This window comes from Novosphingobium sp., assembly GCF_965229225.1.
GTDB lineage: Bacteria > Pseudomonadota > Alphaproteobacteria > Sphingomonadales > Sphingomonadaceae > Novosphingobium.
In genome coordinates this window covers 15,676-40,987 of the sequence record NZ_OZ245867.1, presented here as the reverse complement: position 1 = coordinate 40,987, position 25,312 = coordinate 15,676, and the positions used below count along the sequence as shown (strand labels likewise).

Annotated in this window: 22 protein-coding genes; 12 read left to right on the top strand and 10 right to left on the bottom strand. The window is 66.4% G+C overall.

All coding sequences use genetic code 11. The features are described from left to right. The first annotated feature begins 2 nt into the window (after nucleotides 1–2). Together ACO06X_RS00180 and ACO06X_RS00175 are read left to right on the top strand one after the other, a co-directional pair. Nucleotides 3–1,463, top strand: coding sequence for a bifunctional 3-(3-hydroxy-phenyl)propionate/3-hydroxycinnamic acid hydroxylase (locus tag ACO06X_RS00180; protein WP_421838016.1), 1,461 nt, complete (start codon nucleotides 3–5; stop codon nucleotides 1,461–1,463). Between the two features lie 49 nt (nucleotides 1,464–1,512). Beyond that, nucleotides 1,513–2,625, top strand: coding sequence for a PLP-dependent cysteine synthase family protein (locus tag ACO06X_RS00175; protein WP_421838015.1), 1,113 nt, complete (start codon nucleotides 1,513–1,515; stop codon nucleotides 2,623–2,625). A 12-nt stretch (nucleotides 2,626–2,637) separates the two neighbouring features. Here ACO06X_RS00175 and ACO06X_RS00170 read toward each other — a convergent pair whose 3' ends face one another. Then, a complete protein-coding gene (locus ACO06X_RS00170) occupies nucleotides 2,638–3,162 on the bottom strand; it encodes a VOC family protein (RefSeq protein WP_421838014.1) in 525 nt (174 codons plus the stop codon). Nucleotides 3,163–3,177: 15 nt separating this feature from the next. Beyond that, on the bottom strand, nucleotides 3,178–4,734 hold the full coding sequence (gene mdlC, locus ACO06X_RS00165; RefSeq protein WP_421838013.1) for a benzoylformate decarboxylase: 1,557 nt from the start codon (nucleotides 4,732–4,734) through the stop codon (nucleotides 3,178–3,180). Between the two features lie 198 nt (nucleotides 4,735–4,932). Between mdlC and ACO06X_RS00160 the strand changes: the two genes are divergently transcribed. From ACO06X_RS00160 to ACO06X_RS00120, 9 genes are all read left to right on the top strand, one after another. Further along, nucleotides 4,933–5,877, top strand: coding sequence for an alpha/beta hydrolase (locus tag ACO06X_RS00160; RefSeq protein WP_421838012.1), 945 nt, complete (start codon nucleotides 4,933–4,935; stop codon nucleotides 5,875–5,877). Nucleotides 5,878–6,002: 125 nt separating this feature from the next. Next, nucleotides 6,003–6,893: a 3-keto-5-aminohexanoate cleavage protein gene (locus ACO06X_RS00155; protein ID WP_421838011.1), complete on the top strand. Its 891-nt coding sequence runs from the start codon at nucleotides 6,003–6,005 to the stop codon at nucleotides 6,891–6,893. Nucleotides 6,894–6,903: 10 nt separating this feature from the next. Further along, complete coding sequence (locus tag ACO06X_RS00150; RefSeq protein WP_421838010.1) at nucleotides 6,904–8,403, top strand: carnitine 3-dehydrogenase; 1,500 nt, start codon at nucleotides 6,904–6,906, stop codon at nucleotides 8,401–8,403. 30 nt (nucleotides 8,404–8,433) lie between these two features. After that, nucleotides 8,434–9,840, top strand: coding sequence for a purine-cytosine permease family protein (locus ACO06X_RS00145; protein ID WP_421838009.1), 1,407 nt, complete (start codon nucleotides 8,434–8,436; stop codon nucleotides 9,838–9,840). Beyond that, complete coding sequence (locus ACO06X_RS00140) at nucleotides 9,837–10,904, top strand: alpha/beta fold hydrolase (RefSeq protein WP_421838008.1); 1,068 nt, start codon at nucleotides 9,837–9,839, stop codon at nucleotides 10,902–10,904. Before ACO06X_RS00145 ends, ACO06X_RS00140 begins: the two co-directional genes overlap by 4 nt. Beyond that, nucleotides 10,888–11,454, top strand: coding sequence for a thioesterase family protein (locus ACO06X_RS00135; RefSeq protein ID WP_421838007.1), 567 nt, complete (start codon nucleotides 10,888–10,890; stop codon nucleotides 11,452–11,454). Before ACO06X_RS00140 ends, ACO06X_RS00135 begins: the two co-directional genes overlap by 17 nt. After that, nucleotides 11,454–12,602 (top strand): acyl-CoA dehydrogenase family protein, encoded by a 1,149-nt coding sequence (locus ACO06X_RS00130; protein ID WP_421838006.1) that lies wholly within the window; start codon nucleotides 11,454–11,456, stop codon nucleotides 12,600–12,602. Before ACO06X_RS00135 ends, ACO06X_RS00130 begins: the two co-directional genes overlap by 1 nt. Next, entirely contained in the window at nucleotides 12,599–14,680 is a 2,082-nt protein-coding gene (locus ACO06X_RS00125) for an acetate--CoA ligase family protein (protein ID WP_421838005.1), read from the top strand. Before ACO06X_RS00130 ends, ACO06X_RS00125 begins: the two co-directional genes overlap by 4 nt. Next, complete coding sequence (locus ACO06X_RS00120; RefSeq protein WP_421838004.1) at nucleotides 14,677–15,456, top strand: enoyl-CoA hydratase-related protein; 780 nt, start codon at nucleotides 14,677–14,679, stop codon at nucleotides 15,454–15,456. The genes ACO06X_RS00125 and ACO06X_RS00120 overlap by 4 nt, the downstream gene beginning before the upstream one ends. Nucleotides 15,457–15,552: 96 nt before the next feature. Here the strand turns inward: ACO06X_RS00120 and ACO06X_RS00115 are convergent, their stop codons facing one another. The 8 genes from ACO06X_RS00115 to ACO06X_RS00080 all read right to left on the bottom strand — a co-directional run bounded on the left by ACO06X_RS00115 (nucleotide 15,553) and on the right by ACO06X_RS00080 (nucleotide 23,682). Next, complete coding sequence (locus ACO06X_RS00115; RefSeq protein ID WP_421838003.1) at nucleotides 15,553–16,788, bottom strand: MFS transporter; 1,236 nt, start codon at nucleotides 16,786–16,788, stop codon at nucleotides 15,553–15,555. Beyond that, nucleotides 16,778–17,518 carry an aldolase gene (locus ACO06X_RS00110; protein ID WP_421838002.1) on the bottom strand — a complete coding sequence of 247 codons (741 nt, stop codon included), beginning with the start codon at nucleotides 17,516–17,518 and terminating at the stop codon, nucleotides 16,778–16,780. The genes ACO06X_RS00115 and ACO06X_RS00110 overlap by 11 nt, the downstream gene beginning before the upstream one ends. Beyond that, on the bottom strand, nucleotides 17,518–18,897 hold the full coding sequence (locus ACO06X_RS00105) for a peptide MFS transporter (RefSeq protein WP_421838001.1): 1,380 nt from the start codon (nucleotides 18,895–18,897) through the stop codon (nucleotides 17,518–17,520). The genes ACO06X_RS00110 and ACO06X_RS00105 overlap by 1 nt, the downstream gene beginning before the upstream one ends. A gap of 95 nt (nucleotides 18,898–18,992) precedes the next feature. Further along, a complete protein-coding gene (locus tag ACO06X_RS00100; RefSeq protein ID WP_421838000.1) occupies nucleotides 18,993–19,976 on the bottom strand; it encodes an NADPH:quinone reductase in 984 nt (327 codons plus the stop codon). Then, nucleotides 19,976–20,773, bottom strand: a complete 798-nt coding sequence (locus ACO06X_RS00095; RefSeq protein WP_421837999.1) for an SDR family oxidoreductase — start codon at nucleotides 20,771–20,773, stop codon at nucleotides 19,976–19,978. The genes ACO06X_RS00100 and ACO06X_RS00095 overlap by 1 nt, the downstream gene beginning before the upstream one ends. Before the next feature lie 27 nt (nucleotides 20,774–20,800). After that, a complete protein-coding gene (gene cydX / locus ACO06X_RS00090; RefSeq protein ID WP_298170350.1) occupies nucleotides 20,801–20,917 on the bottom strand; it encodes a cytochrome bd-I oxidase subunit CydX in 117 nt (38 codons plus the stop codon). A gap of 14 nt (nucleotides 20,918–20,931) precedes the next feature. After that, complete coding sequence (gene cydB, locus ACO06X_RS00085; protein ID WP_421837998.1) at nucleotides 20,932–22,080, bottom strand: cytochrome d ubiquinol oxidase subunit II; 1,149 nt, start codon at nucleotides 22,078–22,080, stop codon at nucleotides 20,932–20,934. A gap of 12 nt (nucleotides 22,081–22,092) precedes the next feature. After that, nucleotides 22,093–23,682, bottom strand: a complete 1,590-nt coding sequence (locus ACO06X_RS00080; protein WP_421837997.1) for a cytochrome ubiquinol oxidase subunit I — start codon at nucleotides 23,680–23,682, stop codon at nucleotides 22,093–22,095. Between the two features lie 84 nt (nucleotides 23,683–23,766). Between ACO06X_RS00080 and ACO06X_RS00075 the strand changes: the two genes are divergently transcribed. Beyond that, on the top strand, nucleotides 23,767–25,293 hold the full coding sequence (locus ACO06X_RS00075; protein ID WP_421837996.1) for an ATP-binding cassette domain-containing protein: 1,527 nt from the start codon (nucleotides 23,767–23,769) through the stop codon (nucleotides 25,291–25,293). The last annotated feature ends 19 nt before the right edge of the window (nucleotides 25,294–25,312 follow it).

Sequence of the window (25,312 nt, the reverse complement as noted above, 5' to 3'; positions counted from 1 at the left end):
CCATGGCCTTCGATTGCGATGTCCTGATTGCCGGCGGCGGGCCGACCGGCGTCACGCTGGCGATCCTGCTGGCAAAGCGCGGCGTGAAGGTGATCGTCGCGGAGAAGGAAGCGGAGATTTACCCGCTCCCCCGCGCGGCGCACATCGATCACGAAGGCATGCGCATCCTGCAGGAAGCCGGTGCAGCCGATGCCGTCATGGCCACCAGCCGCCGCGCCTCGCGCTACGAATTCCGCAATGCGCGCGGCGAGGTTCTGCTGTGCTTCGAAGGCTCCGACCGCACCGGCCCCGGCGGCTGGCCGGGCGCCAACATGATCCACCAGCCCTCGGTCGAGCGGGCGCTGCGCTCCGGCCTCGCCACTTTTCCCGAAGCGGCGCTGCACGGCGGCTGGGAGCTTGACGCCTTTGCCGAGGATGCCGAGGGCGTGACGGCTGAGATCGCCACACCTGACGGCCTGCGCACGATCCGCACGCGCTGGCTGATCGGCGCGGACGGCGCGCGTTCGCCGGTGCGCAAGGCCATGGGCATCGCCTTCGACGATCTCGATTTCGAGGAACCCTGGCTGGTAGTCGATGTGCTGGTTGATGATCCCTCGCGGCTGCCCACGGCCAATCTCCAGATCTGCGATCCAAAGCGGCCGACGACTTGCGTGCTGATGGGCGAAGGGCGGCATCGCTGGGAATTCATGATCCTGCCGGGCGAGACGCCCGAACAGGTGAGCGCGGATGCCTCCATTGCGGGGCTGATGAAGCCATGGAACGTTGACGGCGCGGTGCGCATCGAGCGCAAGGCGGTCTATACCTTCCGCGCCCGCATTGCCCGCGTCTGGCGCAAGGGCCGCGTCTGCCTGGCCGGCGATGCCGCCCATCAGACCCCGCCGTTTGCCGGACAGGGCATGTGCTCTGGCCTGCGCGATGCGGCAAATCTCGCGTGGAAGCTCGCCGCCGTCATCAAGGACGGTGCGCCGGAGAGCCTGCTGGACAGCTACCAGCCCGAGCGCGAACCCAACCTGCGCGCGACCATCGCGATGGCGATCATGATGGGCCGCATGGTCTGCACCACCAGTCGCTGGGGCGCCTTCTTGCGCGACACGAAGATGCGCATCGGCCGCGCGCTGGGCAAGCTGCCCACCACGCCGCCCGATTATCCGCCGATTTCGGCAGGCGCGATCCTCGCAGGCAGCCCGGGGGCAGGCAGCTACTTCCCGCAGTCCATTGCGCGAGACGGGACAAAACTGGATGACTGGCTTGGCCATGGCGCATGGCTGATCAGCCGCAGCGAGCTTGCCGGAGAAGCCCTCGCCCCCTTTGCCGGGAAGCTGGGAAGCTGGCTAGACAGGCACGACGCCGAAGCTGTGCTCGTGCGGCCAGACCGCCATGTCTTCGGCGCGGGCGATCCGGAAATGCTGCGCGCGGCGTGGAAAGCCGCCACCGGCCTTGAGCCGCCCCCACCCCTCGCCTAAGCTCCCTCGCCCAAGCCAGCCCGCGCTGGAAGTGGCAGAAGGAACGAGAATGCACGCCCCGCAAACCATGCCCAAAGCGCGGCAGGATCAGCCCTCGGCCCATCAAACCTGGGTCCACTGGGCGATCGGCCGCATCGAGGCGGATTATGCGCGATCGGCCGATACGCACCTGCTCCCGGTGCCGCTTGCCGCACTGCCGGGCATTGCGATCTACCTCAAGGACGAAAGCAGCCACCCGACCGGCAGCCTCAAGCACCGGCTCGCCCGCTCGCTGTTCCTCCACGCACTGTGCAGCGGATGGATCGGGCCCGATACCACGGTGGTGGAGGCTTCATCGGGTTCGACTGCGGTGTCCGAAGCCTATTTCGCCCGCATGCTCGGTCTGCCTTTCGTGGCGGTGATCCCCGAGCGGACGGCGCGCGAGAAGATCGCGGCGATCGAAGCGCTGGGCGGCACCTGCCATCCCGTCACCGATCCCGGCACCGTCCACGCGGTAGCCTCCCGCATCGCCGCCGAATGCGGCGGACACCACATGGACCAGTTCACCTTTGCCGAACGCGCAACCGACTGGCGCGGCAACAACAACATTGCCGAGAGCATCTTCACACAGATGCGCCGCGAACCGCATCCCGTGCCGACGTGGATCGTCTGCGGCGCGGGGACCGGCGGCACTTCGGCCACCATCGGCCGCTTCCTGCGCTACTATCGCCACCCCTCGCGCCTGTGCCTTGCCGATCCGGAATCGTCCGCCTTCCACCGCCACTGGCACGACCGCACGCGACACGTCGGCAGCGGCGAGCCGTGCCATGTCGAGGGCATTGGCCGCCCGCGTGTCGAAGCCTCATTCGTGCCCAGCGTGATCGACCGTGCCGAAGTGGTGACTGACCGCGCCTCGATCGGTGCGGCGCGCGCGCTCTCGCGCCATCTCGGGCGGCGGGTCGGCGGTTCTACCGGCACCAACCTTGTCGCCTGCGCGCGTATCGCGGGCGAAATGGCGGCGCGCGGCGAGGACGGGGCCATCGTCTCGATCCTGTGCGATTCCGGGGAGCGCTATGCCTCCACGCTCTTCAGCGACGATTGGCTGCGCGCGCAGGGGCTTGATGTCAGCGCCGACGAGGCCCGCATGGCGCGCTTTCTGGCCGAAGGCTGCTGGCAGGAATGACGGCTGGCAGCCCTACCAGGGGATGATCAGCTGCTTGCCGTCCCAGTTTTCGGACTCATGGCGGGCCCTTGCATACATGCCCCGTATGATCTCGCTCTCGGGATAGAGCTCGATCATGTGGCCCATCGTCGCGCGCGCATCGATGTAGCAGATCTGCGCGCCGAAGCTGACCACGAACTCGCTCGCCACCGGCATCCCCGCCGCGACATAGCGGTCGCGCGTGCCTTCGTAGTCCTCGCAGAACATAGCCATGTGGTGGATGCCCTGCTGACCGTTCGGATACATGTCATGGAACGCGCTCGGGCCGGTGGAGACGAGCTCCACGAGCTCGATATTGAGGTCACCGCTCTGCACGAACACGCCGCGGATGCGGATCGGCTCTGCTGGCGCACCGCGATAGACATGCTCTGAAAGCACGCCCTGCCCGCCCCCGATGAACGGCCCCATGCCGAAGAGCTCGTTGTAGCGCGCGCAGGCGGTCTCGAGGTTATCCACCACGTGGCAGACCTGAATGAACGCTCCGCTAGGCACTGACATGGCACTCCTCCTCAGTTAGTCGACGACAGCCTCCACGAGGGTCGGGACATCGGCGGCAAACGACCACGCCAGCGCCTCGTCGAGTGCCGCCGCCGTGTCCGCCCGCCGCGCTGCCACGCCTAGCGCCTGTGCCAGCGCGCAGAAATCGAGATGGGGCAGCTGCGTACCCGGCAGCGATTGCATGCCGAACTTGCGACCAAAGCTGTGGAGCGCCTCGTAGCGCCCGTTCTTGATGATCACGAAGCTGACCGGCGTGCCCAGCTGCGCCGCGGCATGAAGGCCCTGGATCGCGTACATGCTGGCGCCGTCACCCAGCACCGCGACGACCTTGTCGCCGCGGCGTGCAAGTGCGGTGCCGATCGCGGCGGGGAGGCCGTAGCCGAGACCGCCGCTGGCCGTCGTGTAGAACGTGTCGCGCTCGGTGATCGGCAGGCGCTCATGCATCGCGCCCCGGCTGGAAGCGGCTTCCTCCACGATGATCGAGCGCGCGGGGCGCAGCGCAGCGATCTGTTGCAGGACGTAGGCATCGGTCATCACGCTTCCATCCAGCCTCGGCAGCGGCGCAGGCGGCGGCGGTGGATCGCGCTGCACCGGCGCGGCGGCGGCGAGCAGCGTATCCAGCGCAAGCCGACAATTGGCCACCACGGCATTGCCTTCGGGCAGCCACGCCGCATGGACCGGATTATCACCGATAAACCAGAGACTTGCGCCCTCCGGCACATGCGGCCCGAACCCTTCGACATGGTAGAGCGACATCGGCCCGCCCAGCACGAGGATCAGATCGTGCCCGGCAAGGCTCTCGACGATCGCCTCGCGCCCGGCGGTCAGAAAGCCTCGGAACAGCGGGTGGTTTTCGGGAAAGCTGCACTGCGAGGATAGCGGCGCGACCCAGACGCCCGCGCCGTGGCGCTCGGCAAGCGCGATGACCTGATCCCAAGCCCCGTCTCGTCCGGCCCCCGCACCCACCACGATAACCGGGCTCGCGGCCTTCGCCAGCGCTGCCGCCACTTCCGCAAGCGCCGCCGGATCGCCGGGATTGCGCGCGAACATGCGGCGCGCGGGGATGGGCTCGCAGGGCTGATCCCAATCGTCAATGGGCACCGAGACGAACGTGGGGCCCCATGGCGGCTCCATCGCGACATGATAGGCGCGCGCGATTGCGGCAGGAACGTCTTCCGCCCGCGCCGGCTCGCAGGCCCACTTCACGAACGGCTTGGGAAACTCGGTCGCCTGCTGGGCGAAGAGGAACGGCTCGTAGGGCAGGATCGAGCGCGCCTGCTGGCCGGCAGTCACTACCAGCGGCGTTTGGTTCTTGTAGGCGGTGAAGAGATTGCCGAGCGCATGGCCGGTCCCGGCCGAGCTGTGCAGATTGACCAGCGCCGCATTGCGAGTGGCCTGTGCATAGCCATCGGCCATCGCGAGCACGACGGATTCCTGCAGGCCTAGTACGTAGCGGAAATGCTCCGGAAAATCGCGGAACATCGGCAACTCGGTCGATCCCGGATTGCCGAAGATCGTCGTCATTCCATAGGCTTCAAGCAGGGCGAAAGTCGCCTCGCGAACGGTCGTCATGGTCTCTCCCGGACGTGGCGCCTCCCGGCCACATGCCGGTTGTGCGCCCCGGCCCGCGCAAAAACAACCGCCGCGATGCGCTGCGCCACGGTGCGAAACGCGAGGGCGCCTTGCACCTGCAGTTTGCCCTTGCCGAGTGCCAGCCGCCCCGCAATGAAGAGGGTGAGAGCGCAAAGCCAACCGTACGAGGATGCCTGCATGAACACCCGCCATCTGGTCGATCCGGAACTCCTGCCGCTGATCGATCTGCTGCCAGAAAATGCCTTCACGCGCGAGGCTTTGCCCACCATCCGCATCGAATCCGAAGGCCGCTTCGCCTTCGTCGGCGCGCCGCCCATCGCGGCGGAGGTCAAGGTGATCGCGGGTGAAGGCGGGCCGCTGGAGGTCTATTGGTACGATCCGGCCCCCGGAACGAAAGGCCGCGCTGCCCTGCTTCATGTCCACGGTGGCGGCATGGTCATCGGCTCCGCGCGTTCGATGCAGCAGGGGCCTTCCGGCATCGCGGCGGCGCTCGGCATTCCCGTCGCCTCGGTCGAATACCGCCTTGCGCCCGAGCACCCCTTCCCCGCCCCGCAGCAGGATTGCTACGCCGCGCTCAAATGGCTGGCGGCCAGCGCCGACGAACTCGGCATAGATCCCGCGCGCATCGGCATCACCGGGGAAAGCGCTGGCGGCGGGCTTGCGGCGGCGACCGCGCTCATGGCGCGCGATCTTGGCGGCCCGGCGCTCGCCGCGCAGATCCTCACCTATCCGATGCTCGATCACCGCTCCGGCAGCGATCCCTGCCCTTATGGCAACCCGACCACCGGCGAATTCGTCTGGACCCGCGCGCACAACCGCTTTGGCTGGGAAGCCCTGCGCGGCGACTATGCCGCCGACGATGCGCACAAGGGCTGGTTTTCCCCTTCGCTCGCCGAAGACCTTGCAGGCCTCCCGCCGACCTGGATCGGCACCGGCAGCCTCGACCTGTTCCTTGACGAGGACCTGGATTACGCGCTGCGCCTGGTGAAGGCGGGCGTGCCGGTGGAGCTTCACTCCTATCCCGGCGCGATCCACGCCTTCAACGCAGTGACCGAAGCCGCTGCCGCCAAGGCATTCACACGCGACCTCCTCAGCGCAATCGCGCGGATGCTGAAAGTATGAGCGGCGCTTTGCCTCACCATTAAGAATACTGAGGCCGGCCCCGATTTTCTGGCATAGGCCGATTTCGCCATTCCAATCCCGACCCGCGCGATTAAGCTCTGCGGTCAAGGCAGAGAGGGAGCCCCATGAATTTCGAGACGTTCATCACCTGCGCCGTCACCGGCTCGGGCAGCACCGCCGACAAGCATCCGGGCCTGCCCATCACCCCCGCGCAGATCGCCGATGCGGCGATCGAGGCAGCGAAGGCAGGCGCCGCGATCGCGCACATCCACGTCCGCGATCCTGAAACCGGTAAGGGTAGCCGCGATGTTGCGCTCTACCGCGAAGTGGTCGAACGGATCCGCGCGAGCGATACCGATGTCGTGATCAACCTAACTGCCGGCATGGGCGGCGATATCGTGTTCGGCCCCGGCGAGAACCCCTTCCCGCTTGATGAGGCCGGCACCGACATGGTCGGCCCGATGGAGCGGCTGCTCCACGTGCAGGAACTGCTGCCCGAGATCTGCACGCTCGATTGCGGCACGATGAACTTTGCCGAAGCGGATTACGTGATGACCAACACGCCCGGCATGCTGCGCACCATGGCCGCCGAAGTGCAGCGCCTTGGCGTGCGGCCCGAACTCGAAGTGTTCGATACCGGGCACCTCGTGTTCGTGAAGGAGCTGATCCGTGATGGGCTGCTTGATGATCCGGTGATGATCCAGCTGTGCATGGGCATCCCCTATGGCGCACCGGACGATCCGCTGACGACGATGGCGATGGTCCACCAGCTGCCGCCGGGCGCGATTTTCAGTGGCTTTTCCATCGGGCGCAATCAGCTGCCCTTTGTTGCCATGGCGGCGCTTGCCGGGGGCAATGTGCGTGTGGGTCTGGAGGACAATCTCTATCTCGGCAAGGGCCAGCTGGCGACCAATGGCCAGCTCACAGAGCGCGCAGTGCAGATCCTGACCGGCATGGGCGCCCGGATCCTGACGCCCGCCGAAGTGCGCACAAAGCTCAAGCTGCAGAAGCGCTGAGGGACCGACGATGACCCCAGACATTCGCCCAGAGATCAACCGGGTCGGCATCGTCGGCGGCGGCGTGATCGGTGCCGGTTGGGCCGCGCGCTTCGTGCTCAACGGGATCGATGCTTCGATCTACGATCCTGATCCCGAGATCGAGCGCAAGACCACGGCGGTGATCGCCAATGCCCGCCGCGCGCTCACCCGCCTGTTCGGCAATGCGCTGCCCGCCGAAGGCACCGTGACCTTCGCAGCCAGCATTCAGGACGCGGTGCGTGAGGCTGATTTCATTCAGGAAAGCCTGCCCGAGCGCGAGGATCTCAAGATCCGCCTACTGGCGGAAATGGACGCGGCGATGCCTGCCCATGCGGTGATCGGCTCTTCCACCTCGGGACTGCTCCCCACCAAGCTTCAATCGGGCATGGCGCGGCCAGATCGGCTGGTGGTCGGCCATCCGTTCAATCCGGTCTATCTCCTGCCGCTCGTCGAAATCTGCGGCGGGGACCAGACCAGCCAGCAGACCAGAGACATCGCCGCCGCGGTTTACACGCGGATCGGCATGAAGGTCCTTCACGTCCGCAAGGAGATCGACGGCTTCATCGCCGACCGCCTGCTCGAGGCCGTCTGGCGCGAGGCGCTGTGGCTGATCAACGACGGGGTAGCGACCGCCTCCGAGATCGACGATGCCGTGCGCTTTGGCGCAGGGATGCGCTGGTCGTTCATGGGCACGTTCCTTGTCTACCGGCTGGCGGGCGGCGAGGAAGGGATGCGCCACTTCCTCCACCAGTTCGGCCCGTCGATGGAATGGCCGTGGACCAAGCTGATCGGCCCCAAGCTGACCGATGAGCTGATCGAGACCATTTCCCGCCAGAGCGACGAGCAAGCTGGCGGGATCGACTTGCGCACCTATGAAAAGCTGCGCGACGACTGCCTTGTCGACCTCACCCACGCGCTGGAACGCAACGATTTCGCTTCGGGTCAGGTCGCGCGCGCGCACCGGGCGCGGCTGGTGGCGGAGCAGGCAAGCGCTGCCCCAGCCATCGGTTCGCTGATGGGCGACGGGCGCATGCTCACCATCGCGTGCGCCGTCCAGCCCGAATGGATCGACTACAATGAGCACCTGACCGAATACTGCTACCTCAAGCTGTTCGGCGATGGCACCGATGTCGTGCTCGCAGCTATCGGCGCGGGTGCGGATTACGTCGCGGCGGGCCATTCGTGGTACACGGTCGAAACGCATATCCGCCACCTAGGGCAGGCGAGGCTGGGTGATAGCGTGGAAGTGCGCACCCGCGTGCTGGCCTGCGATGGCAAGCGGCTCCACCTGTTCCACGAAATGGTGCGGGGGGCCGAGGAAGCTGTGATCGCAACCGCCGAACACATGCTCGTCCATGTCGACGCCGCCGCTGAAAAGTCGGCTCCTGCGCCCGAAGCGATGCGCGCGGCTGCCGCAGTGCTCGTGGCAGGGCAAGCGCACCTGCCGCCGTCCAATGGCGTGGGCCGCCAGATCAGGATGCCGGGCTAGCCGCGCGCACTAGGGGGAGACGCAGACCGCATGGCCTTGGTTGAAAGCCGCTCGATCGATTACATCCCCCTCGCCGAACGGCGCGGCAAGGTGCATCACCTGTGGCCGGTGTGGTTCATGGGCGATGCTCACCTTGCCACGCTAGCCACGGGCGCGATCAGCGTGGTGGGCGGGCTGGACTTGTTCTGGTCGAGCCTTGCGGTGATCGGTGGCTGCGCGCTGGGCACGGTGCTGATGGCGCTGCACTGCACGCAAGGGCCGCACCTCGGCCTGCCGCAGATGATCCAGTCACGCCCCCAATTCGGCTATATCGGCGCGCTCTTGGTGTGGATCGTGGCGCTGTTCACTTATATCGGCTTCAACGCGCTCAACCAGTCGCTGGCGGCCAGCACCCTGAAGGAACTCGTCGGCCTGCCCGAGGCGCCGGCGATCATCGGTTTCGGGCTAGTGGCGGCGCTGGTGGCGGGGATCGGCTATGACGTGATCCACAGCACCCAGCGCGTGCTCGCCTACATCATGCTGGCCGCGCTGGCGGTCTATACGGTGGGCTTCTTCACCGCCTTCGATCTTGGCGCGCTGCTGAAGCCCGGGGAATTCAAGCCCACGCTGTTCCTCGTCCAGTTCTTCGCGGCGGCGGGCTATCAGCTCAGCTGGTCGATCTATGTATCGGACTATTCGCGCTATCTCCCGCGCGAAGTCGGCATCAAGTCCGCCTTCCTGTGGACCTTCTGCGGCGCGTTCATCGGCGGCACGTGGATGATGCTGGTGGGAGCCTTCGCCGGGGCAACCTTCACCGATCCCGATATCGTCGTGGCGCTCCGCCGCAGCGCAGACGCGATGTTCGGCGGGTTCGGCTTGTTCATGCTCGCTGCCAGCTTCTTCGGCCTCATCACGATCACCTCGCTCAATCTCTATGGCTCCTCGCTCACCCTGCTCAGCGTGATTGACAGCGTGAAGCCCATTCCGCTCGGCGCACCTGCCCGCCTTGCCGCGCTCGTCGTCTGTCTCATCGCCTCGCTCTCGCTCTCGCTCGGCATGGGCGGCAACGTGCTGCACGGGTTCGAGGCATTCCTCGGCGTGCTCGTCTACCTCTTCACGCCGTGGACCGCGATCAACCTGGCGGACTTCTTCTTCGTGCGGAAAGGGCACTATTCGATCCGCGCCATGTTCATGGCAGACGGCATTTACGGCCGCTGGAACTGGCGCGGCCTGACCGCCTATGCGGCGGGCTTCGTCGCGATGATCCCCTTCTTCAAGACCGAGCTCTTTGTCGGCCCGGTGGCGCGCGCGCTGGGCGGGGCGGATGTGTCGATGCTGGTCGGCCTGCCTGTCTCGGCCGCCGTCTACCTCCTGCTCTGCCGCAATCTCGATCTGACCAGAGAACTGGCGATGATCCCCGAGCTCGACCACAATCTGGAAACGGAGCCGGTGCGGTGATCCGCGGCATCCTGGCGCTGCTTTTGATCGTGCTGGCCGCTCCGGTGGCCGCGAAGCCCATCGCTTTTCCAGACCGGTTCGATCCGATCGGCACTCCTGTAGAGAGCTTCAAGACCCGCGAGGGCCGGACGGTCCATTACACCGATACCGGCGAGGCAGGCTGGCGCCCGATGCTGTTCATCGGCGGTGTGGGAACCAGCGCCCGTGCGCCCGAACTGGTCGCCTTCCTCGATACCCTGCGCCGCCGCCTCAAGGTGCGGATCGTGGCTGTGGAGCGCAATGGCCTTGGCGATACCGGCTATGACCCGGCGTGGACCTTCGCCGACTACACCAGCGAGGTGCAGCAAGTCCTCGGCCACCTCGGCATCGGCAAGTTTGCGCTTGTCGCGATCTCCGGCGGCGGGGCCTATGCCGGACACATCGCCGCCGCCATGCCGGAGCGGATCAACTCGTGGCACATGCTCGCGGCCATCGCCTCCGCACCGGCGAGCAACCCGGTCTGCACCGCCGATCCCGCCGCGCTGGAAGCCATGCTGGCAAAGCAGGTCGGTGCTCCGCGCGAATTCTGGGCAATGCCGCCGGATGGTGTCGCGGCCAGAGTCCCCGGCTTTATCGACCGCGCGGCGGATGAGGGCGCCCACGCCTATTTCATCGCCGGACAGCGCGGCGACGCGCGCGCGGTCTCCCGCGAATACCGCAGCTTCTGCAAGGCTCCCGCGCCCGTAGCGGCCTTTCCGGCCCCCGCGTTCTTCTACTACGGCGAGGCAGACAAGCTGGTCCCGCCCGCGCAAGGCGAATTCTGGGCCGGAAAAGTCGCGAGCAAGGTTACGTTCCGCCGCTATCCGGGCGAAGGGCACGACGTGCAGTATCGCCACTGGGACCAGCTCCTGCTCGATGTTTCTGGCCAAAGTGGCAAGACGCTGGTCTGCGCGCAGGGACGCGCCCGGCTGCTGCCCGGCCTTGTCCAACCTGCTGCGCTGCCACAGGGCGACACGCTCGGCGTTTGCGCTTGGCAGGGCCGCAAGACCGCCCCAAGGGAGCCGGACCATGCCGCCCATGAGTGACGATCAGACCCACGGCCTCACCACCCCGCTTGAAGGCGTGGCAGCCGAGCCCTTCCAGCCCGGCGAGCTGATCCCTGCCCCGCTGCGCCTGATCCGCCCGACCGTCCCGCGCGAATGGGTCGACTACAACGGGCACATGAGCGAATCCTGTTATCTCCTCGTCTTCGGGGACCAGTCGGACGCGTTCTTCCGCAAGATCGGTATCGACGAGACCTACCGCGCGGCAGGCCATTCGCTGTTCACCGTGCAGACGATGATCTTCAACCTCGCCGAAGCGCACCTCGGCGATCCGCTCGATCTGGCGCTGCAACTGATCGACGCGGACGACAAGCGCCTCCACATCTTCCACACGATGCACCACGGTGAAACAGGCGAACTGCTGGCGACCGGTGAGCAGATGCTGGTGCATGTCGACATGACAGCGGGGCGCTCCGCCCCCATGCCGCCCGAGCTTCACGCGCGGGTGCATGCGGTGCTCGCCGCGCACGCCGGGCTCGAACGCCCTGCGCAAGTGGGCCGCTCCATCGGTATCAGACGGGACAAGACGTGATGCATTTCGAACTTTCCTCAGAACAGCAGATGCTGGTCGAAACGGTACGCCGCTTTGTCGAGACCGAGCTTTATCCGCACGAGAAGATGGTCGAAGAAACCGACAGCGTGCCGGACGATCTGGCCGCCGAAATCCGCGCCAAGTCGCAGGCGCTCGGGCTCTATGCGGTCAACATGCCCGCAGAGCTCGGCGGCGGGGGCCTTGGCACGTTCGATACCACGCTGATGGAGCGCGAACTCGGCCGCGCCAGCTATGGCCTGCAAATGATGATCGCCCGCCCCAGCAATATCCTGCGCGGGTGCGAGGGCAGCCAGATCGAGGAGTACCTCCTCCCCACGATCCGGGGCGAGCGGCACGATTGCCTTGCCATGACCGAGCCCGATGCCGGTTCGGACGTGCGCTCGATGCGCACATTCGCGCGCCGGGATGGCGATGACTTCGTGATCAACGGCAGCAAGCACTTCATCAGCCACGCCGACGTCGCCGATTTCGTGATCCTCTGCGCGGCGACTGGCGAAGCGGGCGGCAAGAAGACGATCAGCTGCTTCCTCGTCGATTTTGATACGCCCGGCCTTACGCGCCGGCGCGGCCCCAAGTGCGTCTCGCACCGGGGCTATCACCAGTGCGAGCTGATCTTCGAGGATTGCCGCGTCCCCGCCTCCAGCCTTCTGGGCGAGCTAGACAGGGGCTTTGACCTCATGGGCCAGTGGCTCGGCTCGACCCGCTTGCAAGTGGCGACAACTTCGGTCGGGCGCGGGCAGCGCGTGCTCGAAATGGCGACGCAGTGGGCCGCCACGCGCAAGCAGTTCGGGCAGGCCATCGGCAAATTCCAGGGCACCGGCTTCAAGCTGGCGGACATGAAGACCGAACTCGAAGCCGCCGAACTCCTCACTTTCCGCGCCGCGTGGAAGGACGATCAGGGCACGATGACCGATACCGATGCGGCCATGGCCAAGCTGTTCGCCTCCGAAGCCCTTGCCCGCGTTACGGACAATGCGCTGCAGATCTTCGGCGGCATGGGCCTGATGGATGAATTGCCCATCGAACGCTTCTGGCGCGATGCCCGCGTCGAACGCATCTGGGACGGCACCAGCGAGATCCAGCGCCACATCATCAGCCGCGCACTGCTGCGCCCGCTGGAGGCGTGACCTCGGATCGCCTCGCCCGCCTGCTGCGCCCGCGCAGCTTGGCGATTGTCGGCGGCAAGGCGGCTGAGGAAGCCGTGCGCCAATGCCGTGCTCTGGGGTTTGCCGGGCCGATCTGGCCGGTAAACCCGAAACGGGCGGAGATGGGCGGCTTGCCGTGCTTTGCCGAAATGGCGGCGCTGCCTGAGGCGCCAGACGCGGTGTTCATCGCCGCCCCCGCGCCCGCCACCATCGCGCTGGCAGGGGAGCTGGCAGGGACTGGCGGCGCTATCTGCTACGCCGCAGATTTTGCCGAAAGCGGTGAGGAAGGCCGCGAACGGCAGGCCGCGCTGCTCGCCGCCGCGCAGGGCGTGCCGCTCATCGGCCCCAATTGCTACGGCATGCTCAACCTGTTCGACCGCGTGGCGCTCTGGCCCGATCAGCATGGCTGCCTGCCCATCGATCACGGCCCAGATGGTCAAAGGGGCGTCGCCATCGTCAGCCAAAGCGGCAACCTCGCGCTCAATCTCACCATGCAGGCGCGCGGGTTGCCCGTTGGTTATGTCATCTCGGTCGGGAATTGTGCCGATGTTACGCCGGCCGACCTCATCGAAGCCTTGATCGCGGATGAACGCGTCAGCGCCATCGGTCTCCATCTCGAAGGCCTCGGCTCGGTCGCCCGCTTCTCCGAAGCCTGCCTTGCCGCGCGCACCGCTGGCGTGCCCATCGTCGCGCTCAAGACGGGCGCTTCGGCCAAGGGCGCGGCGCTCACCATGTCGCACACCAGTTCGCTCGCCGGGGCCGATGCGCTGTGCGATGCGCTGTTCGCCCGCTACGGAATCGCCCGCGCGCACGACCCTGCCACCTTCCTCGAAACGCTCAAGCTGCTGCATGTCGCGGGCCCCTTGCGCGGGCGGCGGATCACCAGTGCCAGCTGTTCGGGCGGCGAAGCCTCGCTCACCGCCGATCTGGCCGAGGCCGCCGGGCTGGAGACGCCGGACTTTCCCGCCGCCGCGCAGGCCGCGCTGGAAGAAGTCCTCGGCCCGCGCGTCCATGTCGCCAACCCGCTCGACTACCACACCTATATCTGGGGCGATGAAGCGGCGCAGACAGCCTGCTTCGGCGCGATGATGAGTGCGGGGTTCGAAGCGTCGCTGCTGATCCTCGATTTCCCCCGCGCCGATCGCTGCACGGCCGCCGATTGGGACGTGACCCTCGCCGCCTTCCGCGCCGCGTGGCGCGCGCACCCGGCACCACAAGGCACGGTGCGCATCGTGGCGAGCAGCCTTGCCGAGACGATGCCCGAACCCGTCGCCGCCGCGCTCATGGCCGATGGCATCCTGCCCGCCGCCGGTCTTGCCGAAGCGCTGCGCGCCATCGCCGCCGCGGCCCACATCGGTGAGGCATGGGCGCGCCCTGCCCCCGCCGCACTTGCCCAGCAGCCCCTGCCGGGCGCAGGCGATGCCAGGATGTGGGACGAAGTGCGCAGCAAGGCCGCGCTCGCTGCTGTCGGCGTGCCCGTGCCGCGCGGGCGCGTGCTTTGCCGTGCGGACCTTGCCGATGCTGCATTGCCCGCGCCATTCCCGCTTGTTCTCAAAGCGGTAGGTGCCGATCTTGCCCACAAAACCGAAGTGGGCGGTGTCGCGCTCGGCCTCTCCAGCCGCGAGGCGATCCTTGCTGCCGCATATGGCATGGCAGGGCTCTCGGACCAGTTCCTGATCGAGGAAATGGTCGGCGGTGCAGTGGCTGAACTGATTGTGGGCGTTGGCCGCGATCCGCAGTTCGGCCTGTTCCTCACCATCGGCGCTGGCGGCATTTTTGTCGAACTACTGCGTCAGACAGCGCAGGTCCTTCTCCCCGCCAGCCGCGCCGATATCGAGGATGCGCTTGCCCGCCTGCCGCTTCACAAGCTGCTGACAGGCTATCGCGGCAAGCCGGGCTGCGACATGGCGGCGCTGGTCGACGCCATCGCCCGGATCGCCGCATGGGCCATGGACCATGCGGACCGACTGGAGGAAATGGACGTCAATCCGCTGCTTGCGCTGCAAAGCGGTGCCGTTGCGGTGGACGCGCTGATCCGGATCAGGGATGCTCAGCCATGACCGCAGTAAAGCTCGACCGGCGGGACGGGATCCTGATCATCACGCTCGACCGGCCCAAGGCCAATGCCATCGACGTGGCCACCAGCCTCGAACTTTACGCCGCGTTCAAGGCGCTGAACGATGATCCGGCCCTGCGCGTGGGGATCGTCACTGGCACCGGGCGTTTCTTTTCCGCCGGTTGGGACCTCGGCGCCGCCAATGATGGCGAAGCGGTCGATGCCGATCATGGTCCTGGCGGCTTTGCTGGGCTCACCGAATACTTCAGCCTCACCAAGCCGGTGATCGCAGCGGTCAATGGCCTTGCGGTGGGCGGCGGGTTCGAGCTGGCGCTGGCGGCTGACCTGATCGTCGCGAGCGAGACCGCGAAGTTCTGGCTGCCCGAAGCGCAACTCGGCATGCTTCCCGATTCCGGCGGCCTGCTGCGCCTGCCCAAGACCATCCCGGAGCGGATTGCGCGCGAGATTATCCTGACCGGGCGGCGGATGGATGCGGACGAGGCAGCAGCGCTCGGCCTTGCCAGCCGCGTCGTGCCGGGCGACGCATTGATCGAAGCCGCGCTCGAACTGGCGACGATCATCGCCCGTTCCGCCCCGCTCGCCATCACTGCCGCGCGCGATATCCTTCGCGATACCGCCGGTATGGAAGTGGAAGCGGGCTACAAGCTGATGCGCAGCGGCGCCATCCCGTCCTACCAGGCCATGCTGCAATCGGACGATGCGCTTGAAGGTCCGCGCGCCTTTGCCGAAGGCCGCGCGCCGGAGTGGAAGGGGCGCTAGAGCGTTTTCGAAGCAGGTGGAATCACCTGCTGGCTCGGAAAACGCGGTAAAACAAATGCCTGGAGCAGCCGGTCCGATGCAATCGGATCGGCTGCTCTAGGCCGCGTCCCAATCGACCGGAGCAACGCGCGGCAGGATGGCCAGCCAGCCAATCAGCCCGAGCACATTGACCAGCCCCGCCAGCAGGAACGCTGTGCCATAAGAGCCGCCGCCTGCGTCGATCAGCACGCCGGCAAAGAACACGCCGATGATGCCGGGCATGTTGCCCATCATGTTCTGCACACCCACCCAGCGCGCAGCGGCGGCGGGACCGCCCATGATCTGCGGTATCATGAAATAGGCGGGCGACGAGAACCCGAGGAAGATCTCGTAGACGAACAGCAGCGCGATGCAGGCACCGATGGGCATGAACGGCATGGCCAGCATGCAACCCAGCCCCGCCAGATGCGCCGCCGCCAGCGGCAGCTTGAGCGTGAACGAGGGTGACCAGCCGCGCTGGATCAGCTTGTCGAACGCCCAGCCCGCAAACAGCGCGGCCAGCGCGTTGACGAGATAGGCGCTCGAGACGACCGTCGCCATGTGCTCCTTGGAAAAGCCGCGCTGCATTTCAAGGTACATCGGCAGGTAGCCGAGGATGAAGTACCAGTTCCAGTTGCCCGCAAAGTGGCCCAGCGAAGCGCCCCATAATGCCCGGCGCGAAAGGATCTGGCGCAGCGTGACGGGCGAGCCAGCGACGTCGTTCGTTGACGCTACCGCGCTGATTCGCACCCGGCTCCACGGCAGCAGCCACAACAGCGAGAGCGCGCCGAACAGCACGAAAGTCGGCCGCCAGCCCCATCTCGCCATCAGCAAACCGCCGATCAGCGTCCCCGCCGCCGGGCCGACGAGATAGCCGAAGCCGATCAGCCCGTTGGCCAGCCCCATCTGCGCCTTGGGCACATTGCTGGCGATGATCTTGGAGGTGGTGGTGAAGGCCACGCTCTCGCCCATGCCCAGGATCAGGCGCAGCACGAACAGGCCATAGAAGCCTTGCACGAAGCCCGTCATCAGCGTGGAAACCGACCACAGCAATGCGCCCAGCCCCAGCACCAGCTTGCCGCCCAGCCGATCTGACAGAGCGCCGGCCGGCAGCTGGCAGAAGGCATAGGCAAAGTAGAACCCTGCCGCGAGCGCGCCATATGCGGTCGCGCTGAGGTTCAGGTCGGCGCGGATCTGCGTCGCCCCGGTCGCGAGGTTGCCGCGGTCGATGTAGTTGATGAACAGGCTCGTCGCCATGAGGCCAACGAGCACGAGTGGTGCGGTTATGCGGCGCGCACCTGCCTCACTGGGCATAGTCTGAACCCTGCCGGTCCAGCATGCGCTTGAGCGCCGCGAAGTGCAGCTCGATGCGGTCCAACCCTTCGACCTGCGCGGAACTGGTATATTGCTCGACCGTGGTCCCCAGCACCGGTTCGCCCACCAGCCGCAGCCGCTGCCCGCTCGATTGCGCGAGAATCTGGGTCATCGCCGCGCGCTCGAAGAAATAGAGCGTGTTGAAGGCTTCGGCGACACTGCTGCCTGTCGTCACCACGCCATGATTGCGCAGCAGCAGCACCGCCTTGTCCCCCAGTGCCGCCGCCATGCGGCGGCCCTCGCCGCTGTCCAGCGCCAGCCCCGCATAATCACAAACCGCCATCAGCCCGGCAAAACCGATCGCATTCTGGCTGGCCATCAGGAGTTCGGGCTCTTCCAGCAGGCTGAGCGCCGTCGCATAGGGCATATGCGTGTGCATCACGCAGCGCACATCGGGCCGGGCCGCGTGCAGCGGCGCGTGGATGTGGAAGGCGGTATCCTCTACCGGCCCCTTCCCCGCCAGCTTGTTGCCCTCAAAATCCACAACGAGGAAATCGGAGGCCCGAATCTCCGACCAGTGCAGGCCGAATGGCGCGAGGAAGAAACGGTCGGTGTTGCCCGGCACCAGCAGCGTGAAGTGGTTGTCGATGCCCTCGTGGTATCCGAAATGCACCGCCAGTCGGTGGCTCGCCGCAAGATCAACCCGCGCCTGCCACTCGGCCTCGTCCATCAGGCTTTTGCCTCCGGCGTGCCGTCAAGCTCGCGGATCAGCGGCTTGCGCAAAAGCAGGATCACCGCCGCGCCAACCACGCCGATGGAGGCATCCAGAGTCCAGAATGCGGAGGGGCTCATCGTGTCGAAGTAACTGCCAACCCACCCCGCCGTCACGTGCGCGGCGAAGGGTGAGAGGAAGGCAACCCCCATCAGCGTCGAGGCGACCCGCGGAGGCGCCGCCTTGCTTACGATCGCCATCGTGGTGGGCCAGTAGTACATCCAGCCCAGCCCCATGATCAGCCAGCCCGCAACGGCCCAAAACGCACCTACGCCGTGCTCTTGCGTCACGCCAAGGTTGGAAAACGCGAAGAGCAGCGCGGCAAACGCAACGATGGCCGTGCCGATGCCCTGCTTGGTCACGTTGGCCGGTTCCTGACCGCGTTTGGCCTGCCAGCTCCACAGCGCGACGAGGATCGGCGCGGCAAGGATCGATCCGAACGAATCCATGCCGGCAAACCAGCTGGAAGGCACGGTGCCGAGCGGGGTCGCAAGATTGACCCACTGGTCGACCCACAGGATGCCGATGCTCCACACCATCGGATAGGTGATCTCGGCGGGAAACGTGAGCGCGATAACGAAAATCAGCACCGCCACACGGCGACGCTCGGCAGGCGTGAGCGGCGGTGCTTTTTCGCGTGCGGTCGTTCCGGGACTCATTTTTGGCGGCTTGGAATCGGGCAGATGGCGCTGGCCGAGGATGTAGCCGACCATGGCCACCAGCATGAGCACTGCCGCCACCGCGAAGCCGGCATGAAAGCCCCAGATCGCGGCAACGAGGCCGGTCGTCACCGGACCGCTGGCCGCGCCGATGTTGATGCCGGTCGCGAAGATCGTGTAGCCCTGTGAGCGACGCGATTCATCCTCGCGCGGGTAGAGCGTGCCGACCTGCGCCGAGATATTGCCCTTCAGAAAGCCCGATCCGAGTATCAGCAGCAGCAGCGCGAAGACGAAGCTCTCGTAGAACGACATCGCCGCGTGCCCGGCGGCCATCAGCAGCACGCCAAGCAGAACGGTCCGCTTGGGACCCAGCACCCGGTCGGCCACCCAGCCGCCGATGATGGGTGTGAAATAGACCAGCCCTGCGTACCAGCCATAGATGATCGAGGCGAAGGCGACATCGCTCATCGGCCCGTTGAAACTGAGCCCATGGCGCAGTGCGGCGAGCCCGAGCACTTTGCCGGCATGGAGCGGCAGCAACTCTTTCACCATGTAGAGTGTGAGCAGCGCGGACATCCCGTAGAACGAGAAGCGCTCCCACATTTCGGTGAAGGCGAGGTAGTAGACACCCTTGGGATGGCCGGCGAATTGTTCGAACTGCTGCTCTTCGGCCGCCATTATCCTGTCTCACCCCCGGCTTTCGTACGCATCGGTTCGTGCGTGCGATCGTGTAGGGGATGGGCGAAAGGCTGCCCATCCGTCAATCGCGAAACTCAGCCAATCGTGATCACACCGTTCCCGATCAGCCGACCGGATTCGACCGCCTCGTGCGCTCTGGCGCTTTCGGCAAGATCGAATGTGGCAGCAATCGCGTGCTGCAACGCGCCAGCTTCCAGCGCGGCGGTCAATCTCGCCACGGTCGCCGCCCGCTCCTTCGCAGAAAGCAGATAGACCAGCAGCATCCGCAGCGTCACATGGCGGAACATCAGCGGATAGAACGGCAGCTTCGGCTCGGCATCGGCCATCGAGCCATAAGCCGCGATCACTCCGCCATCACCGATCACCGCCGAGGTCACCGGCAGATTGCCGCCGAACTCCACTTCGACCACGCGGTCGACCGGACGCCCCGCATTGGCCGCAAGGATCGCCGCCGCGAGATCGCCCTCACGGTAGTTGATCACCGCATGCGCGCCCGCCGCTGCGGCCGCCGCCGCCTTTTCAGGCCCGCTGACCGTCACGATCACCCGCGCGCCGCCCCAGCGCGCAAGCTGGATGGCATAGTGCCCCACCGCGCCCGCGCCGCCCGTTACCAGCACGGTCTGCCCGGTGACGTCACCATCGGCGAACACGGCATGGCACGCGGTCGAGCCCGGAATGCCAAGGCATGCGCCTGCCTCGAAACTCGTGCCCTGCGGCAAGGGAACGGCCTGCGCGTCCGGAAGGCAAACGAACTCGGCGCAAGTGCCAAGGGGCCGCCGATAAGCCGCATTCCACACCCAGACCCGCGTCCCGATCCGCGCCGCCGATACACTCTCTCCGACAGCCTCGATCTCACCCGCGCCATCGGAATGGGGAATGACGCGCGGGAAGGCGATCGGCCCCCGCACGCCGGAGCGCGATTTCACATCGGATGGATTAACGCCCGAGGCGTGCAGACGCACCCGCACTTCGCCCGGTCCCGGCTGCGGCGTCTCCATTTCGCCCAGCCGCAACACTTCGGCAGCAGGCCCCGTTCTCTCGTACCAGACAGCGCGCATCAGGCCTCCATATCCAGCGACAGGCTTTCGGTATGGCCGTCGATTGCGATCGCCTGGCCGGAAATCCGCGCCCCAGCGGGCGACATCAGATACTGCACCATCGCGGTCACATCCTCGCGCGTGGCGAAAGTGCGCAGCGAGGTCTGCCGCTTGTACTCGTGCTCGACCTCGGCGATTGTCAGGCCGCGCTCTGCTGCATCGGCGGCTATCACGCGGTCGATCCGCGGCCCCTCCACGCTGCCCGGGCAGATCGCGTTAACGCGGATGCCTTCTGGGCCGAGTTCCATCGCGAGCGTCTTGGTGAGCCCGATCAGCGCCCACTTGCTGGCCACATAAGGCCCCCGCAGCGGGCAGCCGAACAGGCCCGCAGTCGAACTCATGGTGATGATGGCGGAGCCCGGCGCGCGCTGGCGCAGCAATGGAATTGCGCGGCGCGTCATCAGGAACATGCCATTGAGGTTGACGCCAATGGTGGCGTTCCACGCGTCGACCGGCTGGTCCTCGAACCGTGCCGTTGGCCCGGCAATCCCGGCGTTGTTGACCAGAAGATCGATCCCCGCAGCCCCGCGCGCCAGCAGATCGCTTTCCACCCACGCGTAGAACCGCTCGACCGATGCGGCATCGCTGACATCGCAGACCATCGCGGCAAGGCCATCATGCTCGGGACCAAGCGCAGCAACCGCTGCCGCATCCTGATCCCCCGCATAGACCAGCCAGCCATCGGCGCAGAGCGCTTCGGCAATGGCGAGGCCGATGCCGCTCGCCGCAGCCGAAATGACGGCAATGCGCCGCTTCATCAACCCTACCCCTGTCTCGCCCGCAGTTCAGTCCTGCACGGTCCTGTCACCGGCCGGGTCCGAATGGAACTCGTGCCAGATGCCATTGAGGATTGCGACGCTTACGGCAAGGCCAAGGCCGAGGATCCAGGCGAAATACCACATGCGGCTTGTTCCTATCAGTACATATCGGGATTGAGGCGGACTTCCTCGGCGCCCACCCGGCCGAACATCACGCGGTAGGCCCAGGTGGTATAGGCCAGCACGATCGGCAGGAAGACGAGCACCACCACCAGCATGATGAACAGCGTAAGGTGGCTCGATGAAGCGTTCCACACCGTGAGGCTGGAAGCGGGGTCGATGGAACTGGGCAGGATGAACGGGAACATCGAAAGGCCGACAGTGGCGATTATGCCCATGACTGCGAGCGACGACCCGCAAAAAGCCAAGGCATCGCGCCCCATGCGCAGCCCGGCCAGCGCCACGAACGGTCCGAAAAGGCCGAGAACCGGTGCGGCCATCATCCAGTGATGCTCCGCAAAGTTGGCAAGCCACCCGCCCGGCGCCGCCACTGCGCGGGCCAGATGCGGATTGGATGGCCCACCCGTATCGACCAAATCTGCCACACGAAAGCCAAGGCCGCCCCAGGCGACATAGGCACCGCCTGCCGCAAACAGCACGAACGCCGCACCGGCCGCCACCGCGCCGTACCGCCGCGCACGGAACTGCACCGGCCCTGGCTCCAGCTTCATCGCCAGCCAGCCTGCGCCGTGCATCAACAGCATCGCTACCGAAAGCAGCCCGGCAAGCAGGCTGAACGGCGTGAACAGACCCAGCAGCGAGCCCTCGTAGAACGTGCGCAGGTCGCTATCGAGCCGGAACGGCGCACCAAGCAGCACATTGCCCACCGCCACACCGAAGACCAGCGCTGGCACCAGCCCGCCGGTGAACAGCGCCCAGTCCCACCGTGCGCGCCACGCCGGATCGGCATGCTTGGAGCGGTACTTGAAGCCCACCGGTCGCAGGATCAGCGCCGCCAGCACGAGAAACATGGCGAGGTAGAAGCCCGAGAAACTCACCGCATAGACATAAGGCCAGGCCGCGAAGATCGCTCCGCCGCCGAGAATGAACCACACCTGGTTGCCTTCCCACGTCGCGCTGACGGTGTTGATCACCATCCGCCGCTCAAGATCGTTGCGCGCGACGAACGGCAGCAGCGCCATCGCGCCAAGATCGAATCCGTCGGTCAGGGCAAAGCCGATCAGCAGCACCCCGATCAGCACCCACCAGATCAGCCGCAGTGTCTCGTAATCAAGCGGCAGCGCCATCGCGGCTCTCCTTCATTCGGCCGGAACGCTATGATAGGGGCTCGGCGCCCCGGGCGGGGGCACCGGATCGCGGCGGGGCTGCCACGGCGTGTATCCTTCCGGCCCCTTGCGGATCGCTGCGAGCATCAGCCGCACCTCGATCACGGCCAGCACGCTGTAAAGCAGGGTGAAGCCCGCGATCGTCGTCCAGATCTGCCCGGTGGTCAGGCTGGAAGCGCCGAGGAAGGTCGGCAGCACACCATCGACCGCCCAAGGCTGGCGTCCGATCTCGGCCACCATCCAGCCCAGTTCGATGGCGATCCACGGCAGCGGGATCATCACGACCGCCGCACGCAAGAACCACTTCGCATCGAACCGGCGGGTATTGGCAAGGACCAGCGCGGTCGCAAAGAACGCGATGAAGAGGAAACCCAGCCCCGCCATGCCGCGAAACAGCCAGAACAGCGCGGGCACGTTGGGCACGGTCGACCACGCCGCCTTGTCGAGCGCCCCGCGGTCCGCTTTGCGCGGATCGGCGACAAAGCGCTTCAGCAGCAAGGCATAGCCGAGATCTTCTTTCGCGCTTTCGAACTGCGCGCGCGCGGCAGGGTCGTTGGGGTTCGTCTTCAGCTTTTCCACCGCGTCATAAGCAATCAGCCCGTGCTCGATGCGCGTGCGCGCATGCGCAACCAGCGGATAGATGCCCTCGACCTGCCCGGTCAGGCTGCGCGTGCCGATAATGCCGAGCACGTAGGGAATCTTGATCTCGAACAGCGTCTCGCGCCCGGTGTTCGAAGGCAGCCCGAACACGGCGATGCCCGCCGGTGCCGGCTCGGTGTGCCATTCCGCCTCGACTGCCGCGAGCTTCATCTTCTGGTTGTCGGTCAGCGTATAGCCGCTCTCGTCCCCCAGCACGACGACCGAAAGCGCGGAGGCGAGCCCGAACGCGGCCGCCACTGCAAAGCTGCGCTTGGCGAGTTCCAGGTGCCGTCCCTTGAGCAAATACCACGCCGAGACACCCAGCACGAACATGCTCGCCGTCACATAGCCCGCGCTCACCGTGTGAACGAACTTTGCCTGCGCGACGGGATTGAACACCACATCATAGAAATTCGTCACTTCCATGCGCATCGTGATCGGGTTGAACGCGGCGCCTGCCGGGTGCTGCATCCAGCCGTTGGCGATCAGGATCCACAGCGCCGAAAGGTTCGAACCAAGTGCGACCATGAAGGTGGTAAAAAGGTGCTGGCGGGCGCTCAGCTTGTCCCAGCCGAAGAACATCAGCCCCACGAAGGTCGCCTCGAGGAAGAAGGCCATCAACCCCTCGATCGCCAGCGGGGCGCCGAAAATGTCGCCCACATAGTGCGAGTAGTAGGACCAGTTGGTGCCGAACTCGAACTCCATGGTGAGGCCCGTCGCCACGCCGAGAACGAAGTTGATCCCGAACAGCTTGCTCCAGAAACGGGTGATATCCCGCCAGATCGGGCGGTCGGTCATCACATAGACACTTTCCATGATGACCAGAATGAACGACAAGCCGAGCGTGAGCGGCACGAACAGGAAATGGTACAGCGCGGTCAATGCGAACTGCAGCCGGGATAGTTCCACCACTGCCATATCCATCGCATGTGCCCTTTCGCAGCTGCGGCGTGGCAGCGATACCGAGTCTGTTGCTGACGCCTTGACCCGAATAAACGAATCCAAATCATGAGGATAGCCAAAGCGGCAGGCTTCGCCTGGACATCCGATATCATCGGGGCGAGCGTCTTCGCATGGGGCGCGGCAAGTGCGCTCGAAGCGCAGCTGCAAGGCACGGCGGGCATCGCCACCAGTGCCGCGCTCATGCTGCTCGGCGGCCTGCTCCGGCTTGCCAGCCAATATGGCTCGCAGGTCATCGGATTCGATTCAGGCCGCGCGCTGGCCCGCCTGCGGCGCGGAGAACTGTTTCCCCGCCTGCTCGCGATCGCGGGCCCCTCTGCGCCTGCGCTCGGCGCAACCGCGACGCTGGGGATCGACCATGTCGCCGCCGAACAGGCGCGGGCCGCGCGGTTCGATCCGGTGCGCAAGTCCGCCACGCTTGCCCCCGTTCTCGTCGTCCTCGTGGTCGCGCTGCAAAGCCGGGTGGCCGCGCTGATCCTGTTTCTCACGCTGATCCCCTTCGTGATCGGCATGATCCTCGCCGGCGGCGCCGCGCGGCAGGCGGCGGACCGGCAGATGGCGGCAATCACTGCACTGTCCGCGCTCTATGTCGACCGCATCCGGCACCTGCCGATCATCCGGCATTTCGCCGCGGAAGACCGCATCGCCCGCCAGGCCGGCGGCGCCGCACAGGATGTGGCGGAGCGCACCATCGCGGTCCTGCGCGCGGCGTTCCTTTCAAGCGCGGTGCTCGAATTCTTTGCCGCGCTGAGCGTGGCGCTGGTTGCGGTCTATTGCGGATTCAGCCTGCTCGGCCTGCTGCCGTTCACCCCGCCCGAACAGCTCGATTACCGCGCGGCGTTCTTCGTGCTGGTGATGGCGCCCGAATTCTACCTGCCAATGCGCCGCCTCGCTGCCGCATACCACGAGAAGCAACTGGGTGAAGCAGCAGAGAAGGCGCTGGAGGAGGTTCCCGAACCCGTGGCCCGCCCTGCCGGATCGCAGCAAGTCGTGCTGCGCGACGTGGTCGTCGCCTGGCCCGGCCACCGCATCGGCCCGATCAGCTTCGAACTGGGTGCGCGCGGCCTTGTCTGCGTGACCGGGCCGACCGGCAGCGGCAAGACCAGCCTCCTCGCCGCGATTGCCGGGCAGGTCGCGCCCAGCGAGGGCGTGCTCGCAACCCTGCCGGCAGAGGCCATCGCATGGGCCGGGCAAGTGCCGCTGCTGCTGCCGACGACGCTTGACGACAACCTGCGGCTCGGCAGGCCGGATGCCGCCCCAACGGACGTGGCGGAAGCCGCGCGCGCGGTCGGCCTCGATGCCCTGCTCGCGCGCCGGGCGGATGGCCTTGCCACCGCGATCGATCACCACGGCGCATGGCTTTCGGGCGGCGAGCGGCGGCGGCTCGGCCTTGCCCGCGCGCTGATTGCAGACCGCGCGCTGCTGCTTGCCGACGAGCCGACAGCGGACCTTGATACGGCCAGCGCCGAACGCATCATCGCGCTGCTGGTGGCAGAAGCGCAGAAGCGTGCGGTGATCGTCGCCACGCATGACGAGCGCCTTGCCGCCGCCGCCGATCAGGTGATCGCGCTGTGATCGCGGTGCGCTTTCCCCT